The sequence below is a fragment of the Cupriavidus sp. SS-3 genome (assembly GCF_035818815.1).
In the GTDB taxonomy this organism is placed as follows: Bacteria; Pseudomonadota; Gammaproteobacteria; order Burkholderiales; family Burkholderiaceae; genus Cupriavidus; species Cupriavidus taiwanensis_C.
On record NZ_JAYLVT010000003.1, the window covers coordinates 375,067 to 392,165 of the forward strand.

Below are 17,099 nucleotides of genomic sequence, written 5' to 3' on the forward strand. Positions count from 1 at the left end.
GCCGCTTCTTCAATCGCCGCCGCGGCCTAACGCTTCATCGTCCCCGTCAGCGTCTCCACGAATTCCAGCGACAGCCGCGACAGCGGCTCCGTCTGCACATGGAAGATCTGCACCGAGGCATTGACCTTGGTGCGGATCGGCACGGCGACGATATTGGGCCAGTTCGCACCGAATACCGTCATCGCATCAGCCCGATCAGGCGGGCGTTCTCGGCTTGCAGTGCTGCGAACGCATCGTGATCAGTCATCGACTCCATACTCGCCGAACAATTTATCCCCTCACTCAATCGCTATCCTCGGCGTCGCGAATCCGGGCCGGCCGAGTTTCAGGCTTGGTGCGGCATCGGCTATCGCCGGCATGCAAGCGGGAGCGGGAGCGCACAGTCGGCACAGTTGGGCGTCATGGCGCGCCCCGTTGCCGTCGCCCGCTGATCGGCGCTAAACAAAAAACGGGGAGCCGAAGCTCCCCGCATTTTTTCTTGCCCGCGCTGTCACCCCAGCAACAACGCATCGTCATCCAGCTGCTCATGCCGCGTCTGCTCGAACATCTTCAGCAGGTCCGGCACATCCAGCCCCTTGCGCTTGTCGCCCGAGACATCCAGCACCACTTGCCCCTGGTGCAGCATCACCGTGCGCTGGCCGTAGTCGAGCGCCTGGCGCATGCTGTGCGTCACCATCATCGTCGTCAGCTTGCTTTCCTCGACGATGCGCGCGGTCAGCTCCAGCACGAACGCGGCGGTCTTCGGGTCCAGCGCGGCGGTGTGCTCGTCCAGCAGCAGGATGCGCGACGGCTGCAGCGAGGCCATCAGCAGGCTGACCGCCTGGCGCTGGCCGCCGGAGAGCAGGCCGATGCGGTCGGTCAGGCGGTTTTCCAGGCCCAGGTTGAGCAGGCGCAGCTTCTCGCGGAACAGCTCGCGCGAGGCGCGGTTCAGCGCCGGGCGGAAGCCGCGGCGGCTGCCACGGGCCATCGCCAGCGCCATGTTCTCCTCGATCGTCAGCGCTTCGCAGGTGCCCGCCATGGGGTCCTGGAACACGCGTGCCACCAGGTGGGCGCGGTCCCACGCAGGCTTGCGCGTAACGTCGGTGTCATCGATGGTAATGCGGCCCGAGTCGACCATCTGGTCGCCGCTGATCGCATTCAGGAAGGTCGACTTGCCGGCGCCGTTGGAGCCGATCACGGCGACAAACTGGCCGCTCGGGATTTCCAGGCTGAGGCCACGCAGTGCGCGGGTCTCGATCGGGGTGCCCGGGTTGAAGGTGAGCTTCAGGTCTTGTGCGCGCAGCATCTCAGGCACCTCCGTTCTTGCGGGCAAAGAGCTTCTTGCGCGTCGCCGGCAGCACCAGCGCGATCGTCACCAGCGCGGCGGTGACCAGGTTCAGGTCCTGCGCCTTGAGGCCGATGAAGTCGCTGTTCAGCGCCAGCGCGATGAAGAAGCGGTACAGGATGGCGCCCAGCACCACCGCCAGCGTGGTCCAGATCAGCCGGCGTGCCGGCAGGATGGTTTCGCCGATGATCACCGCGGCCAGCCCGATCACGATGGTGCCGATGCCCATCGAGATATCGGAGCCGCCCTGGGTCTGCGCGAACAGCGCGCCGGCCAGCGCCACCAGCGCGTTGGACAGCGCCATGCCGGCCAGCGTGGCGCGGCCGGTGGGGATGCCCTGGGCGCGGGCCATGCGCGGGTTGGCGCCGGTGGCGCGCATCGCCAGGCCCAGCTGCGAGCTGAAGAACCAGTCCAGGCCAACCTTGGCCACCACCACCACCACGAACAGCACCAGCGGGCGCAGCACGTAGTCGGGCAGCCACTCCGGCTGCAGCACGGTGAACAGCGTCGGCTCGGTGATCAGCGGCACGTTGGGGCGGCCCATGATGCGCAGGTTGACCGAGTACAGCGCGATCATCATCAGGATACTGGCGAGCAGGTCCATGATCTTGAGCCGCACGTTGAGCCAGCCGGTGATCCAGCCGGCCAGCGCGCCGGCCGCGATGGCGACCACGGTCGCCAGGAACGGGTCCTGGCCCGCGGCGATCAACGTCGCGGCCACGGCGCCGCCCAGCGGGAAGCTGCCGTCGACGGTCAGGTCGGGAAAATTGAGGATGCGGAAGGAAATCAGCACCCCGAGCGCCACCAGGCTGAAGATCAGGCCGATCTCCAGGGCGCCCAGAAGGGAAAAGAGGGACATGGGGGAATCCTGTTGCGGGGTCCGGCGTCTGTCTTGGCGCCGGTTTCGGGGCGGTGCGCCCGGCACGCCCGGTGGGGCCGCCGGCCGCCTCGCCCTGGTCTGTTCCGGCCGGGCCGGGTAGGCCGGGCCAGCGCATCCGCCGCCTCGCGGCGGCGGCATGGCAGGGCGTGGCTGGGCTTACTTGATGACGGTCTTTGCTTCCTTGACCAGCTCCGGCGACAGCGTGACGCCTTGCTTGGCGGCCGCGCCGGTGTTGACGAACAGTTCCAGGTTGTCGCTGGTCTGCGAGGCGATCGCGCCCGGCTTCTCGCCCTTCAGGATGCGCACCACCACCTTGCCGGTCTGGTGGCCCAGGTCGCCGTAGTTGACGCCAAGTGCCGCCACGGCGCCGCGCTTGACGCTGTCGGTATCGGCCGCCACCAGCGGGATCTTCGATTCGTTGGCGACCTTGACCAGGGCCTCGTACGCCGACACCACGTTGTTGTCGGTGTTGGTGTAGATCACGTCGACCTTGCCGATCAGGCTCTTGGCGGCCGGGCCGATGTCGACGGTGCGCGGCGCGGCGGCTTCCTTGAGCGTCAGGCCTTCCTTGGCCAGCAGCGCGCTCAGTTCCTTGACCACCACCACCGAGTTGGCTTCACCCGGGTTGTAGACCATGCCCACGGTCTTGGCCTTGGGCACCACGCGCTTGATCAGGGCTACCTGCTTGTCCAGCGGCAGCTTGTCCGACACGCCGGTGACGTTGGTGCCCGACGCCGACCAGCTCTTGACCAGCTGCGCCGCGACCGGATCGGTCACGCCCGAGTACACCACCGGCACGGTCTTGGTGGCGGCCACCACGGCCTGCGCCGACGGCGTGGCGATGGCGACGATGGCGTTGGGGTTGTCGCCGACGAACTTGCGCGCGATCTGCGCGGCGGTGCCGGTGTTGCCCTGGGCGCTCTGGTATTCCCACTTCAGGCTCTTGTCGGCGTCATAGCCGGCCGCCTTCAGCTCTGCGCGCACGCCGTCGCGGATGGCGTCCAGCGCGGGATGGTCGACGATCGACAGCACCTTGACGGTCTGGGCCTGCACGGCGCCGCCGTACAGCAGTGCCAGCGCCACGGCGCCGCCCAGGATGGACTTGGATGCTGCGAGACCCTTGGTGGATTTCATTATGTGTGCTCCCCCGAAACTCGGTTCTGGATTGGATACGGCCGCGGATGGTTCGGTCAGCCGTCCTGGCCCGCGCGCCGGCTGGCGCACGGTGCCGGTCCGGGCGGGCGCGGCGACTTCCTGCGGCGGGAGGGAGCGTGCGCGGACGCGTCGGATGCGACAGCGATAAGCCTGCGAGGATACCACTTCCCGCGCACGAAATGGATAGTCATCATGCGGAAGTGGGGCATCCGATGCTGCCAGACGCCCGCTATCCGCCATCGAGGCGCATTTTATTGCGCGGGAACCGGGTTTTGCTTGTGGATTACCCTGATTGCGGCGGCCGCATCTTCATGCAATTGCGCGCCACCAGGGTGTCGAGGCTTTCCTCGACCCGGGCGGTGCGGGTGGCGCATCGCCCGGGTAGGATCGGGGCCTTGGGCCGGCCCCGTCGGGCTCAGCCGCGCAGCGCGGCGGCGCACTCGCGTACCAGCGCCGGGCCGCGGTAGATCAGGCCGCTGTAGACCTGCACCAGGCTGGCCCCGGCGTCGGTCTTGGCGCGCGCGTCGGCGCCGCCGAAGATGCCGCCCACGCCGATGATCGGCACCGCGTCGCCGACCACGCCGTGCAGCGCGCGCACCACGCGGGTCGAGGCTTCGAACACCGGGCGCCCCGACAGGCCGCCGGCTTCGTCGGCATGCGGCAGGCCCTTGACCGCCTCGCGCGAGATGGTGGTGTTGGTGGCGATCACGCCATCGATCTGGTGGCGCACCAGCGCGTCGCCGATATTGCCGATCTGGTCGGCGTCGAGATCCGGCGCAATCTTCAGCGCCAGCGGCACATAGCGCTTGTGCTGGTCGGCCAGGCGCTGCTGCGCGGCCTTCAGCGTCGACAGCAGGCTGTCGAGCTCGCTCGCGCCCTGCAGCTGGCGCAGGTTCTTGGTGTTGGGCGACGAGATGTTGACCGTCACATAGCTGGCGTGCGGATAGACGCGCTCCAGGCAGTACAGGTAGTCGTCGTTGGCGCGCTCGATCGGGGTATCGGCGTTCTTGCCGATATTCAGCCCCAGCACGCCGCCCTCGGCCTTCCAGCGCGACGCCTGCACATTGGCGACGAAGGCATCGACGCCGCCGTTGTTGAAGCCCATGCGGTTGATCAGCGCATCCGCCTGCGGCAGCCGGAACATGCGCGGGCGCGGGTTGCCCGGCTGCGCGCGCGGCGTGACCGTGCCCACCTCGATAAAGCCGAAGCCGAGCGCGGCGAGGCCGTCGATATAGGCGCCGTCCTTGTCCAGCCCGGCGGCCAGGCCGACCGGGTTGGGAAAGCGCACCCCCATGACCGTGCGCGGGTCGTCGGCGATGCGATTGCCGATGCAGCCGCCCAGGCCCATGCGGTGGGCGCGCAGCAGGTTGTTCAGCGTGAAATGGTGGGCGTCCTCGGCATCCATCGAGAACAGGGCGGGGCGAAACAGGGGGTAGAGCGCGTTGAGCACGTGGGCAGGCGGCCGCCGGGGCGGCGCGGAAGTCGGGACCAGGGCGGCATTGTAGCGGCTGGCCCGTCCGCGAGGGCGGCCGTGGCGGTGGCCCGCGGCCGAGCCGGGCTATGGCTGCGTCGCGGGCGGCACCGGCGCAGCGGCTTCCGGGGCTTCGGCGGCGACGTCCTCGAACGCGTGCCAGTGGTTGCCGGTCAGCACCTGCAGCGGCCGGAAGCGCGCCTTGTAGGCCATCTTGCGGCTGTCGGCGATCCAGTAGCCCAGGTACAGGTGCGGCAGGCCCAGCGCATGGGTCTGGCGGATCTGCCACAGGATGTTGTAGGTGCCGTAGCTGGCGTTGCGTTCGAGCGGATCGTAGAAGGTGTAGACCGACGACAGCCCGTCGTCGAGCACGTCGATCATGCTGACCATGCGCAGCCGGCCGGCCTCGGGCGAGCCGGGGGGATCGCGGAACTCGACCAGGCGCGAGTTGACGCGGCTCTGCAGCAGGAACTGCTCGTACTGGTCGCGGCTGTCCTGGTCCATGCCGCCGCCGGCATGGCGCATCGACTGGTACAGCAGGTACAGCGAATAGTGCTCTTCGACGTAGGTCAGCGGCGCCACCAGCGCCTGCAGGTGCTGGTGGCGGTTCCATGCGCGGCGCTGCGAGCGGTCCGGGGTGAACTGATCGACCAGCACGCGGCACGGCGTGCAGGCGTGGCAATCGTCGCAATAGGGCCGGTAGGTGAAGATGCCGCTGCGGCGGAAGCCCGCGCGCACCAGGCGCGAATAGACGTCGGCATTGATCAGGTGCGCCGGCGTGGCCACCTGGGAGCGCGCCATGCGCCCGTCGAGATAGCTGCAAGCGTAGGGCGCCGTGGCATAGAACTGCAGCGCGGACAGCGGTAGTTCCTTCAGCTTGCTCATGACTCAGGGTGCTCCGGGGCGGGACGGCGCGGTTTGCACGGTGGTCCGCAGCGTCAGCGTCGGCACCCGTGCCAGGGATTCAGGCTGCCGGCGCGGCGGGTGTCCCGGCCCAGCGCTCCAGCACCGATTTGTCGAACCGCCACGGACTGATCGCCGGCTGTGCCGTTGCCGCGCGCACATGTGCCACGAATTCGGCGCGGGGGATGGGGCGCGCACCCAGCGAAGCCAGGTGGTCGGTTTCCTGCTGGCAGTCTATCATCGCCACGCCGTGGTTGCCGAGGAACGCGCACAGCGCCGCCAGCGCGATCTTGGACGCGTCGGTGCGGTGCGCAAACATCGATTCGCCAAAGAACATCCGCCCCAGCGCCACGCCATACAGGCCGCCGACGCGCTCGCCGCGGTACCAGCTCTCGACCGAGTGCGCCAGGCCGTTGCGGTGCAGGGTGCCGTACGCGGCGACGATGGCATCGGTGATCCAGGTGCCGTCCTGGCCCTCGCGCGGCGTGCTCGCGCAGGCGCGCATCACGGCCAGGAAATCGTGGTCGACGCGGATTTCCCAGTCGGCATCGCGCAGCACGCGCCGCAGCGTCTTGCGCAGGTTGGCCGAGACGCGCAATGCCGGCGGCGCCAGCACCATGCGCGGATCGGTGCTCCACCACAGCACCGGCTGGCCGCTCGAATACCACGGGAAGATGCCCTGGCGATACGCCAGCAGCAGCCGCTGCGGCGACAGCTCGCGGCTGGCGGCAAGCAGGCCGGGGGCCTCGGAATCCGGCCCGAGCGCGTGCTCGACCGGGGGAAACGGATCTTGGGGGTCCAGCCAGGCAATCATGCGGACTGCGCCGGAGGGCGGTGCGCGGCAGGCCTGCCGCTCAGGGCGTGACCGTGGCCCGGCTGGTCAGCGGGCGCATGGGCTTGTCGATGTCCAGGCTGTGCAGCCGGAAGCTGCCGTCCTGCAGCCGGCCGGCGGTGCGGTCGGCAAAGAAGCAGCGCAGGGTATGGATCACGGTGGGGAAGGCCAGTTCATCCCAGGGCACATCGGCCTCAGCCACCAGCTTCACTTCCAGGCTTTCCTCGCCGGGCGCGATGTCGAGGTCGTCGAGCGTGGCGAGGTAGAACAGGTGCACCTGGTGCACATGCGGCACGTTCAGGATCGAGAACAGCTCGCCCACCTGCACGCGCGCGCCGGCTTCTTCCAGGGTTTCGCGCGAGGCCGCCTGGGCGGTGGTCTCGCCGATCTCCATGAAGCCCGCAGGCAGGGTCCAGAAGCCGTAGCGGGGCTCGATCGCGCGCTTGCACAGCAGGATCTTGTCTTCCCAGACCGGGATGGTGCCGACCACGTTGCGGGGATTGACGTAGTGGATGGTGCCGCAGTTGTCGCAAACGCTGCGCGGGCGGTTGTCGCCGTCAGGCACGCGCAACACGACCGCATGGCCACAGTTCGAGCAGAATTTCATGAGGGGCGTCCGGGAGAATGGCGAAAGTGTATCACCCCCGCCGAGAGCACCGGCGGGCCGTAGGAGCGGTGGTGCACCATCGGTCGGCATGCCGCAGCGGCACCCGCGCGACGCGGGTTGGCGGCACCAAACAAAAAACCCGCCGAAGGCGGGTTTGTCTGCGTCGACGGCGTCACAGATAAGCATCTGTGCGGTTGGTTGCGGGGGCAGGACTTGAACCTGCGACCTTCGGGTTATGAGCCCGACGAGCTGCCAACTGCTCCACCCCGCGTCCGTCGAAGAAAAGATTATATGGCATCTGGTTGCGCAATGCAACACCTGTTTAACAAAACCGTGGGCGATGCGCATTGCCACATGCCATAACGATTAGATCGCCGCGGCGGGGCAGAGGTTCAGCGCGCCTCGGGGGTATCGCTTGTGCGCTGCCACAGCGCGGCCTCGAACTCGAAGCTGTCGCGCTGCTGCAGGTCGTCGCGCTGCCAGATCACGCGGTCGCGGCGCACGGTCAGCATCCACGTGGTGGTGGCGAGCGGTGTCGGGTGCGAGAACGCGCGCGGCGTCAGCACCGCGCCGCAGGGCCCGTGCTGCGGATCGCGCACCGAGGTGTAGCGGATCATGCCGAGGCCGGCTTCGCGCACGATGCGGCCGAACGCCTGGCAGGGTTCGTGGTTGTCCGGATCGGTCCAGGCGGCGCGGTCGCGGTCGAACGGCGGCTGGTCGAGCGCCACCCCGGAGGTCTCGACCCGCACTTCGAACAGCGTCTGCGCGCGTGCGTCGATGCGGGGTAGCGCCGGGCTGTCGTTGAGAAAGCGCCAGCGCCAGTAGCCGAGCTCGGCGCAGGCGGTGCGGATCTCGTTGGCGCCATAGAACACGCCCGGGTCCTGGCTGGCGCGGAAGCGCGAGCCCCACGGGGAGGGCGGGTAGCGGAACGGGGTGAACAGCAGATAGTGCAGATGGCGTGCCTCCAGGGGCACGGCCGGCTTGCCGGCGTCGAGCACCGCTTCCAGCACCGCCTGTTCCTCCAGGCTGTCGACCAGCGGCATGGTGGAGACCACATGCTGGGCTTCCACCGCCCGCCACAGCGTGAGCGCGAACTGCCGGCGCTCAGATGCGACCGCGGGTGGCGTCCAGATAGTGAACGACACGGACCAGACCTTCGGTTGTGCGGATCAGTTCAAGCGGCTTGCCGCCCAGCGCGAGGTTGTCGTTGGTCAGCCACAGGCGGGCCTGGTCGCCGTGGCCCAGGATGGCGTCGAGCGAGCGGAACAGGCGCACGAACAAGACGCCGAACTCCCACTCCTTGCGGTGCGCGTCGAGCACATAGCCGCCCGACGCCATGCGCGAGACCGAGGCGGTGCTGATGCCCAGCACGCTTGCCACCATGGCCTGGCTGATGCCCAGGAAGCCCGCGGCGCGCATGACCGCCTTGGTCAGCGTGGTGCCGGGGTCGGGGCCGCCGGCGGGATCGGTTTCGGGAATCCGCCTCGATTGCATCGCCTATGCTCCTGTTTCTTCAGAAAGATTATAGGCGATGAATTTCAGAAGGGAAGGGGCTGCCCAAAAAGATCCGACCCGTGGCGCCGCGCGGGCGGTTGCCCGGGTCGCGGCTAATAGGTTTCGATATGCAGCCGTCCTTCGGCCTTCATGGTGGTTTCCAGCGCCTTCCAGTTAAGACCGGCGCCGGCGCAGACCGTTTCAAATGCCGCCAGCACGCCTTCCTCCATGCCTTTCAGGCCGCAGATATAGACATGGCCGTTGGCGTCGCCAAGCAGCGCGGCAACGCTGTCGGCGGCTTCGCGGATCGCGTCCTGGACATAGCGGCGCGGCGTGGCCGGGTCGCGCGAGAAGGCGAAGTGGATGTCGAGGAAGTCCCTGGGCAGCTTCAGCAGCGGGCCGAAGTAGGGCAGTTCGGCGGCATTGCGCGCGCCGAAGAACAGCAGGCGGCGCCCGCTGAATTGCGCCAGGTTGCGGCGCATGCGCTCGGTCATGGCGCGCATCGGTGCCGACCCGGTGCCGGTGCAGATCATCATCACGCTGGCCTCGGCGTGGTTGGGCATCAGGAAGGTCGAGCCGAACGGGCCCACCACCTGCACCGTGTCGCCCTTGGCCAGGTCGCACAGGTAGTTCGACGCCACGCCGCGCACCGCCTTGCCGTCGTGGTCCTGCTCGACCCGCTTCACCGTCAGCGCGAGGTTGTTATAGCCCGGGCGCTCGCCGTCGCGCGGGCTGGCGACCGAATACATGCGGATGTAGTGCGGCTTGCCGGCGGCATCGGTTCCGGGTGGCACGATGCCGATCGACTGGCCCTCCAGGATCGGGAAAAAGTGGGTGCCGAGATCCAGCACGATATGGTGGATGTCGCTCGAGGCATCCGCGGCGGTGAGCCGGTAATTGCCGGCCACGGTGGCGGTCACCGGGACGCGCACGCCGTGCAGGTTCACATAGGGATGGGCGGCCGACCACGGTGCGCGCGGCGAGGTATGGCGGCTGGTCTCGACCGCCTGGATCGCGGCGTCGTCGGCCGTGGTGGTGCCGCTGCCGGCGGTGGCCGGCGCGGCCTGGTCCGCGCTGTCCAGCTCCGGCAACGGCAACTCGGCCGGCAACTCGTCCCACAGCAGCTGTGCGTCGATCGAATAGGCCTGGCCGCGCAGCATGGTGCGCCAGTTGTCGATGGCGCCGGTCGGGCAGGGCGACAGGCAGGCGTTGCAGCCGTTGCAAACGTCGGCCCGGACCACGTAGTTGCGGTCGTCATGGGTGATGGCGTCGATCGGGCAGGTGTCTTCGCAGGTGTTGCAGCGAATGCAGATTTCCGGATCGATCAGATGCTGCTTGATGATGTCGGGGGCGCCCATGGCGTATCTGGTTTCAGTTGAAGCGCACGTATTCGAAATCCATCGGCTGGCGATTGATGCCCACCGCCGGCGGCGCGATCCAGTTGGCGTACTTGCCGGGCTCGGTGACGCGGCCCATCAGCGAGGCGACGAAGGCGCGGTCTTCGTCGGTCGCCAGCCAGTCGCGCTCGCTGGCCTTCCATTCGGCTTCCGATATCAGCCTGCCGTCGGGCGAGACATGGACGTTGGCCAGCGTGCCGATCTTGCGATTGAAGGCCTTGTGCGGCACGCTCAGGCGGAACGGGATGCCGGCCTTTTCGATGACCTTGTTCCAGCGCGCCACGCCGCCCATGCCGTCCTTGATGTAGTCGTCGCGCAGCACTTCATTGAGGGCGTTGAGCATCGGCACCTCGCGCTCGCCAAGGCGGCCGTCGCGCACCTCCAGCACGCGGTAGACCTCGCCCTTGAGCACATGGTCGTCGGCGCGCTTGCCCTCCTCGAAGCGTCCCTTCAGCCCCGCGCTGTAGAAGGTGGCGGCGTTCGACGACTGGTCGGCGCCGAACAGGTCGATGGTGACGCTGTAGTGGAAGTTCAGGTAGCGCTGGATGGTCGGCAGGTCGATCACGCCGGCGGCGCGCACCTCGGCCGGGTCGTCGATGCCGCGCTCGCGCATGACCTCGCAGGTGCGCTGGATCACGCGCGATACGCCCGATTCGCCCACGAACATGTGGTGCGCTTCCTCGGTCAGCATGAAGCGCGTGGTGCGCGCCAGCGGATCGAAGCCGGACTCGGCCAGCGCGCACAGCTGGAACTTGCCGTCGCGGTCGGTGAAATAGGTGAACATGAAGAACGACAGCCAGTCCGGCGTGCGTTCGTTGAAGGCGCCGAGGATGCGCGGGTTGTCCTGGTCGCCGGAGCGGCGCTCCAGCAGCGCCTCGGCTTCCTCGCGACCGTCGCGGCCGAAATAGCGGTGCAGCAGGTACACCATCGCCCACAGGTGGCGGCCTTCTTCGACGTTGACCTGGAACAGGTTGCGCAGATCGTACAGGCTCGGCGCGGTCAGCCCGAGATGGCGCTGCTGCTCGACCGAGGCGGGTTCGGTGTCGCCCTGGGTCACGATGATGCGGCGCAGGTTGGCACGGTGCTCGCCCGGCACCTCCTGCCACGCGGCCTCGCCCTTGTGCTCGCCGAAGTGGATGCGACGCTCGGGATCGGCCGGCTGCAGGAAGATGCCCCAGCGGTAGTCCGGCATCCTGACGTGATCGAAATGCGCCCAGCCCGATTGATCGACCGACACCGCGGTGCGCAGGTACACCTCGAAGTCGTGCGAGCCATCGGGCCCCATGTCGCGCCACCAGTCGAGGAAGGCGGGTTGCCAGTGTTCCAGCGCGCGCTGCAGCGCGCGGTCGTCGGACAGGTTGACGTTGTTGGGGATCTTCTGGCTGTAGTCGATGCTCACGTCCTGGTCTCCTGTGTCTTGCGGGCGCGCTAGACGCGATCCCAGTCGAAGCGGGCCTTGTTGCCGCTGCCGAAGACCTTCAGCGCGCCGTGCTCGCCGACGGCGTTGGGGCGCTGGAAGATCCAGTTCTGCCAGGCGGTGAGCCGCCCGAAGATGCGGGTCTCCATGGTCTCGGCGCCGCCGAAGCGCAGGTTGGCTTCCAGCCCGGTCAGCGCATCCGGCGACAGGCTGGCGCGTTCCTCCAGCGCGATGCGGATCTCGTCTTCCCAGTCGATATCGTCCGGCGCCGCGGTGATCAGGCCGAGCGAATCGGCGCTGAGCGCGTCCAGCGGCGCGCCGATGTGGTCGCGCACCGGGCCCAGCGCGGCCTCGTCGCCGTAGAAGCGCGCGGCCAGCCGGGTGTGGCCGTTGGGCATGGGGTAGTGGCCGAAGTTGAGCGGCGAGACGAACACGCGCGGCGCGTCGTCGGGGGCGTCGGGCAGGTGCAGCATGTAGCTGCGGTCGGCGGCCAGCGCCAGTTCCAGCAGCGTGCCGGCAAAGCAGGAATCGGGTTCGATCAGCGCGATCAGGCTGCGCGACGACACATCCAGCCGCGCCAGCGTGCGGCGCAGCATGCCCAGCGTCTCGCGCACGAACCAGTGGCCGGCGTGCGCCTGCAGCAGGGCATCGGCCGCCATCACCGCGGCGGGGTCGCCATCGGTCTTCAGGACCCAGATGCCGAGGTCGAGGTGGTTGGTGCGCAACGTCAGGATGGCGTCGTCGAGTTCGCGCGCCATCTTCAGCGGCCACCATTGCGCGCCCGCCGCGACCACGCCGGCCAGGTCGGCGGGCTGGTGCTTGTCGGGGCCGAACACGGTCAGCGTGGCCTTGCGCGCGGCGGTGTCGACGTGCACGCGCACGGTCTCGTAGCGATAGCCGTCCGGCTCGATGGTGCGCGACAGCGGCGTCAGGGTGATGCCGTGGTGGCCTTGCGGACGGTCGCTGGTCGCTGCCAGCGCCGCGGCGCGCTCGGCCACGTATTCGGCGAAGCGCGCCGGCTTGACCACCTCGTCGACCAGCTTCCAGTCCCTGGCGCGCTGGCCGCGCACGCCTTCGGTGGTGGTGCAGAAGATGTCGGCGTGGTCGCGGCGCACATGGCGCTTGTCGGTTACGCGCGTAAGCCCGCCGGTGCCGGGCAGCACCCCCAGCAGCGGCACCTCGGGCAGGCTTACCGCGGACGAACGGTCGTCGACCAGCACGATCTCGTCGCATGCCAGCGCCAGTTCATAGCCGCCGCCGGCGGTAGTGCCGTTGCAGGCGGCGATGAACTTCAATCCCGAGTGCCGGCTGGCGTCCTCGATGGCATTGCGGGTCTCGTTGGTGAACTTGCAGAAGTTGACCTTCCACGCGTGCGACGACTGCCCCAGCATGAAGATATTGGCGCCCGAGCAGAAGATGCGCTCGCGTGCGCTGGTGAGCACCACGGTGCGCACCTCGGGGTGCTCGAAGCGGATGCGCTGCAGCGCGTCGTGCAGTTCGATGTCGACGCCGAGGTCGTATGAATTGAGCTTGAGCGCATAGCCCGGACGCAGGCCGCCTTCCTCGTCGACGTCCATCGCCAGCGTGGCGATGGGGCCGTTGAAGTTCAGCTTCCAGTGGCGGTACTGGTCGGGGTGGCGCTCGAACGTGACCGGCGCGGGCGCGTCGGCCGAGCCGGGGTGCTGCGGGGCGATTGCCGGCGTGGACATGGCTGTCTCCAGAGTGCACTATCGTGCCTTGCGGCTTTTGATGAAATATAGTGCATGGAGACGGGTGGTGCAACGTCTTTGTCGGCCTGCGCCGGGGCAGCTCAGGCGCCCGCGGCCTCCAGCCGGGCTCGCAGTTGCTGCAGCGAGGCGGCGGCGTCCTGGCCGCTGGTGTCGATCGACAGGTCGGCCCGGTCATACAGCGGCGCGCGCGCTTCGAGGATACGGCGCAGGTCGGCCATGGCCTCGCGGTTGCCTTCCATCGGCCGCATGTCGCCCTGGGCCACCACGCGCGCCATGTGCTCTTCGGGCGAGGTGCGCACCCAGATGGTGTAGCACTGCGCCAGCAGCAGGTTGAAGGTGGCCGGCTCCGACACCAGGCTGCCGGGGGTGGCCAGCACCATGCGGTCGTGTTCGCGCAGGGTCCGCTCCAGCGCGCGCATTTCGTAGCGGCGATAGGCGGCCTGCCCGTACAGGGAGTGGATCTCGGACAGGCTGGCGCCTGCTTCCTGCTCGATCACGGTATTCAGTTCGACGAAGGGCACGTCGCGCACCGCGGCGAGCGCGCGCCCGAGCGTCGACTTGCCGGCGCCGCGCAGGCCGATCAGCGCGATGCGGCGGTGGCGCGCATCGCCGGACTGTTCCGGCGCCAGCGCATGGCGGCAGGCTTCGCGTACCCGCGCAAGGTCGCCGGCTGGCAATTGCGCCAGCCACTGGACCATCTGCGCGAATTCGGACGCCTGCTGGCCGTTGAGGGTGTCCACCTCGGCCAGCACCACCGGCAATGGCACATCGAGCGCGCGCGCCACCTGCCGCAGCAGCAGCACCGAGGCATTGCCGGTGCCGGTTTCCAGATTGGCCAGATAGCGTTCGGACACGGCCGCGCCGCGCGCCAGGTCCTTGCGCGACATGCCGCGCGAGGCGCGCAGCGAGCGGATGCGCTCGCCCAGCCGGGTCAGGTAGGGGTCGCGTTCGGCGTTGGCAGCGGGCGCGGCAGGGGTGTCGGCCTCGGCGGCGCTGGCGGCGGGCAGCGGTGCGGAATCGCGGCGCATGGTGTCGGTCGGGGTTGGAGGCGGCCAATGAAGGCTCTGGCAAAAGCAGGGGCGCATTATACGTTCAGCGGGGCCGCACCAAGTGGTGCCGGAGGCGGCTGCGACCGCGACCCCTGTCCTATAGTGCATTCCCTTGGTTGCATAATAGTTGATGTGAAATAAAATGCATCAACAAGCGGATTCCGGCTCCATTCCGGCCGGTCCCCATAACAGCGACTGGCCTGGTGCCGGCGCGCGCCCGCGGGGCAGTAGCGGGCCGCGGCGCGCGACCCCGAGGAGTGCAGACATGACGCCCCCCACCCTTGCCGCGGCCGCGGCCGCGGCCGGCACCACTGGCACCACTGGTGCCATTGCGGCGCTGCCGTCACGCTATAACGCCGCCGACGATCTGCTGTCGCGCAACCTCGCGGCCGGCCGCGGGGCCAAGACCGCTTATCGCGACGACACCACCGCGCTGACCTACGCCGAGCTCGACGAGCGGGCCCGCCGCTTCGCCGGCGCGCTGCGCGCGGCCGGCTTGCGCCAGGAAGAGCGCCTGTTGCTGTGCGCGCTGGATACGGTCGATTTTCCGGTGGTGTTCCTCGGCTGCCTGCTGGCCGGCGTGGTGCCGGTGGCGGTCAATACCCTGCTGACGGCCGACGACTACGCCTACATGCTCGAACACTGCAGCGCACGCGCGGTGGTGGTGTCCGAGCCGCTGCTGCAGGTGATGCAGGCCGCGATCGACAAGAGCGGGCTGTCGCCGACCGTGATCCAGGCCGCACCGCACGCCGGCGCCGCACCGTCGTGCAGCGTCGGCGCGATGCTGGCGCGCATGCGCACACCGGCAACGACTGCGAGCACCGGGCCCGACGACATGGCGTTCTGGCTCTACTCGTCCGGCTCGACCGGCCGGCCCAAGGGCACCGTGCATACCCACGCCAACCTGTTCCATACCGCCGACCTCTATGCACGGCAGGTGCTGGGCATTCGCGAGGCCGACGTGGTGTTCTCCGCGGCCAAGCTGTTCTTTGCCTACGGGCTGGGCAACGCGCTGACCTTCCCGCTGTCGGTCGGCGCCACCACCGTGCTGATGGCCGAGCGGCCCACGCCCGCGGCCGTGTTCAAACGGCTGTGCGAGCACAAGCCGACGCTGTTCTGCGGCGTGCCGACACTGTTCGCCGGCATGCTGGCCGCGCCCGAGCTGCCGGCGCGAGTGCAGGTGGCCTTGCGCGTATGCACCTCGGCCGGCGAGGCGCTGCCGCGCGATATCGGCGAACGCTTCCTGGCGCATTTCGGCTGCGACATCCTCGACGGCATCGGCTCCACCGAGATGCTGCATATCTTCCTGTCGAACCGGCCGGGCGCGGTGCGCTACGGCACCACCGGCGTGCCGGTCCCCGGCTACGAAATCAGGCTGCTCGACGAGCAGTGCCAGCCGTGCGCCGCCGGCGAGATCGGCGAGCTCTACATCAAGGGCCCGAGCGCCGCGCTGATGTACTGGTGCAACCGCGACAAGAGCCGCGAGACCTTTGTCGGCGCCTGGACCCGCAGCGGCGACAAGTATCTGCGCGATGCGGACGGCTACTACACCTACGCCGGCCGCAGCGACGACATGCTCAAGGTCGGCGGCATCTACGTCTCGCCGTTCGAGGTCGAGGCAGCGCTGGCACAGCATCCGGCCGTGCTGGAAGCAGCGGTGATCGGCGTGACGGACGCCGACGAACTGGTCAAGCCCAAGGCGTTCGTGGTACTGCGGCCCGGCCAGCAGTGGCACGACGGCATGGCGGCGGAACTGCAGGCCTTCATCAAGTCGCGCCTGGCGCCGTACAAGTACCCGCGCCAGATCGAATGCGTGCCGGAACTGCCCAAGACCGCGACCGGCAAGATCCAGCGCTTCCGCCTGCGCCAGCGCGAGCAGGCCGCGCGCGGCTGAACTTCCTTAACCGATGCAACCAGACAAGATGTCCATGCCCAGCAGCCTGGTCGAGATTCCGTTCGACAACCGCCGCATCCAGATCGAATACCAGTGGCTGCGCCCGCAGCGCGCGCAGCGCCCGCTGGTGGTGTTCCTGCACGAGGGCCTGGGCTCGGTCAGCATGTGGCGCGACTTTCCGCTGGACTTCTGCGAGGCCGGCGATTACCGCGGGCTGGTGTTTTCCCGCTACGGCTACGGTCGCTCCACGCCGCGGCCGCACGACCAGAAGTGGCGCCCCGATTTCATGCACCGGCAGGCGCGCGAGGCGTTGCCCGCGCTGTTCGATGCGCTCGAAATCGGACCCGGCCGCGCGCACGGCACGCCCTGGCTGCTAGGCCACAGCGACGGCGGCTCGATCGCGCTGATCCACGCTGCCAGCTTTGCGCGTGCGGTGGCGGGCATCACCGTGCTGGCGCCCCATATCGTGGTCGAAGACCTGTCGGTGCAAAGCATCGCGGCGACGCGCCAGGCCTATCTCGAAACCGACCTGCGCGAGCGGCTGGCGCGCCACCACGCGGATGTCGATTCCGCGTTCTGGGGCTGGAACGATATCTGGCTCGACCCTGAATTCCGCGCCTGGGACCTGCGGCCGCTGCTGTCCGGCATCCGATGCCCGGTGCTGGCGGTGCAGGGCGAGGACGACGAGTACGGCACCATGGCGCAGATCGAGGGTATCCATCGATATGCCCCCCAGACCACCTTGCTTAAACTCGCGCGATGCGGACATTCGCCCCATCGCGACCAAAAAGATCCGTTGACGCTGGCCGCGGTTCGGCATATAAACGCATATACTTCAAACCTAAAATAATTCGGCTTCCCGCCGATTGCGCAGGGGTTCCCGGTGCCAGATGCGCCGGCGGCCCGTGGCAAGGGCAGGGGTGACCGGCAACGGTCCAGCGAGCCA

The 17,099-nt window shown here is 68.5% G+C and carries 15 protein-coding genes, 1 tRNA gene and 1 pseudogene; 2 read left to right on the top strand and 15 right to left on the bottom strand.

Annotated elements, in window-relative coordinates; genetic code table 11:
* Window positions 1-26: 26 nt before the first annotated feature.
* The 15 genes and pseudogenes from U9J39_RS07670 to U9J39_RS07740 all read right to left on the bottom strand — a co-directional run.
* A pseudogene (locus tag U9J39_RS07670) lies at window positions 27-188 on the bottom strand (LysR family transcriptional regulator); the annotation flags it as partial.
* Between the two features lie 302 nt (window positions 189-490).
* On the bottom strand, window positions 491-1,285 hold the full coding sequence (locus tag U9J39_RS07675) for an ABC transporter ATP-binding protein (protein WP_012352596.1): 795 nt from the start codon (window positions 1,283-1,285) through the stop codon (window positions 491-493).
* A 1-nt stretch (window position 1,286) separates the two neighbouring features.
* Complete coding sequence (locus U9J39_RS07680; RefSeq protein ID WP_012352597.1) at window positions 1,287-2,183, bottom strand: ABC transporter permease; 897 nt, start codon at window positions 2,181-2,183, stop codon at window positions 1,287-1,289.
* A gap of 177 nt (window positions 2,184-2,360) precedes the next feature.
* Complete coding sequence (locus U9J39_RS07685; RefSeq protein ID WP_092313453.1) at window positions 2,361-3,338, bottom strand: ABC transporter substrate-binding protein; 978 nt, start codon at window positions 3,336-3,338, stop codon at window positions 2,361-2,363.
* Between the two features lie 436 nt (window positions 3,339-3,774).
* Complete coding sequence (locus U9J39_RS07690; protein ID WP_326346855.1) at window positions 3,775-4,809, bottom strand: quinone-dependent dihydroorotate dehydrogenase; 1,035 nt, start codon at window positions 4,807-4,809, stop codon at window positions 3,775-3,777.
* A gap of 108 nt (window positions 4,810-4,917) precedes the next feature.
* A complete protein-coding gene (locus tag U9J39_RS07695) occupies window positions 4,918-5,715 on the bottom strand; it encodes an arginyltransferase (protein WP_115709098.1) in 798 nt (265 codons plus the stop codon).
* Between the two features lie 79 nt (window positions 5,716-5,794).
* Window positions 5,795-6,547, bottom strand: a complete 753-nt coding sequence (gene aat, locus U9J39_RS07700) for a leucyl/phenylalanyl-tRNA--protein transferase (protein ID WP_116312428.1) — start codon at window positions 6,545-6,547, stop codon at window positions 5,795-5,797.
* 40 nt (window positions 6,548-6,587) lie between these two features.
* Window positions 6,588-7,172 (bottom strand): NUDIX hydrolase, encoded by a 585-nt coding sequence (locus tag U9J39_RS07705; RefSeq protein WP_115709102.1) that lies wholly within the window; start codon window positions 7,170-7,172, stop codon window positions 6,588-6,590.
* Window positions 7,173-7,367: 195 nt separating this feature from the next.
* A tRNA-Met gene (locus U9J39_RS07710) sits at window positions 7,368-7,443 on the bottom strand.
* A gap of 121 nt (window positions 7,444-7,564) precedes the next feature.
* Entirely contained in the window at window positions 7,565-8,317 is a 753-nt protein-coding gene (locus U9J39_RS07715; RefSeq protein WP_115709104.1) for an RES family NAD+ phosphorylase, read from the bottom strand.
* A complete protein-coding gene (locus U9J39_RS07720; RefSeq protein ID WP_012352603.1) occupies window positions 8,277-8,666 on the bottom strand; it encodes an MbcA/ParS/Xre antitoxin family protein in 390 nt (129 codons plus the stop codon). Before U9J39_RS07720 ends, U9J39_RS07715 begins: the two co-directional genes overlap by 41 nt.
* Window positions 8,667-8,779: 113 nt before the next feature.
* The gene (gene boxA, locus U9J39_RS07725; protein WP_116312430.1) at window positions 8,780-10,024 is read right to left on the bottom strand and encodes a benzoyl-CoA 2,3-epoxidase subunit BoxA; all 1,245 of its coding nucleotides are present in this window, start codon (window positions 10,022-10,024) and stop codon (window positions 8,780-8,782) included.
* 13 nt (window positions 10,025-10,037) lie between these two features.
* A complete protein-coding gene (boxB, locus tag U9J39_RS07730) occupies window positions 10,038-11,462 on the bottom strand; it encodes a benzoyl-CoA 2,3-epoxidase subunit BoxB (RefSeq protein ID WP_326346856.1) in 1,425 nt (474 codons plus the stop codon).
* A 29-nt stretch (window positions 11,463-11,491) separates the two neighbouring features.
* Window positions 11,492-13,189 carry a 2,3-epoxybenzoyl-CoA dihydrolase gene (boxC, locus tag U9J39_RS07735; RefSeq protein ID WP_326346857.1) on the bottom strand — a complete coding sequence of 566 codons (1,698 nt, stop codon included), beginning with the start codon at window positions 13,187-13,189 and terminating at the stop codon, window positions 11,492-11,494.
* A gap of 101 nt (window positions 13,190-13,290) precedes the next feature.
* Window positions 13,291-14,238 (bottom strand): helix-turn-helix transcriptional regulator, encoded by a 948-nt coding sequence (locus U9J39_RS07740; protein ID WP_116378528.1) that lies wholly within the window; start codon window positions 14,236-14,238, stop codon window positions 13,291-13,293.
* A gap of 286 nt (window positions 14,239-14,524) precedes the next feature.
* On the opposite strand from U9J39_RS07740, the gene U9J39_RS07745 reads away from it, so the two are divergent.
* On the top strand, window positions 14,525-16,153 hold the full coding sequence (locus tag U9J39_RS07745) for a benzoate-CoA ligase family protein (RefSeq protein WP_326346858.1): 1,629 nt from the start codon (window positions 14,525-14,527) through the stop codon (window positions 16,151-16,153).
* A 34-nt stretch (window positions 16,154-16,187) separates the two neighbouring features.
* A complete protein-coding gene (locus U9J39_RS07750) occupies window positions 16,188-17,003 on the top strand; it encodes an alpha/beta fold hydrolase (RefSeq protein WP_240987708.1) in 816 nt (271 codons plus the stop codon).
* Window positions 17,004-17,099: the final 96 nt, after the last annotated feature.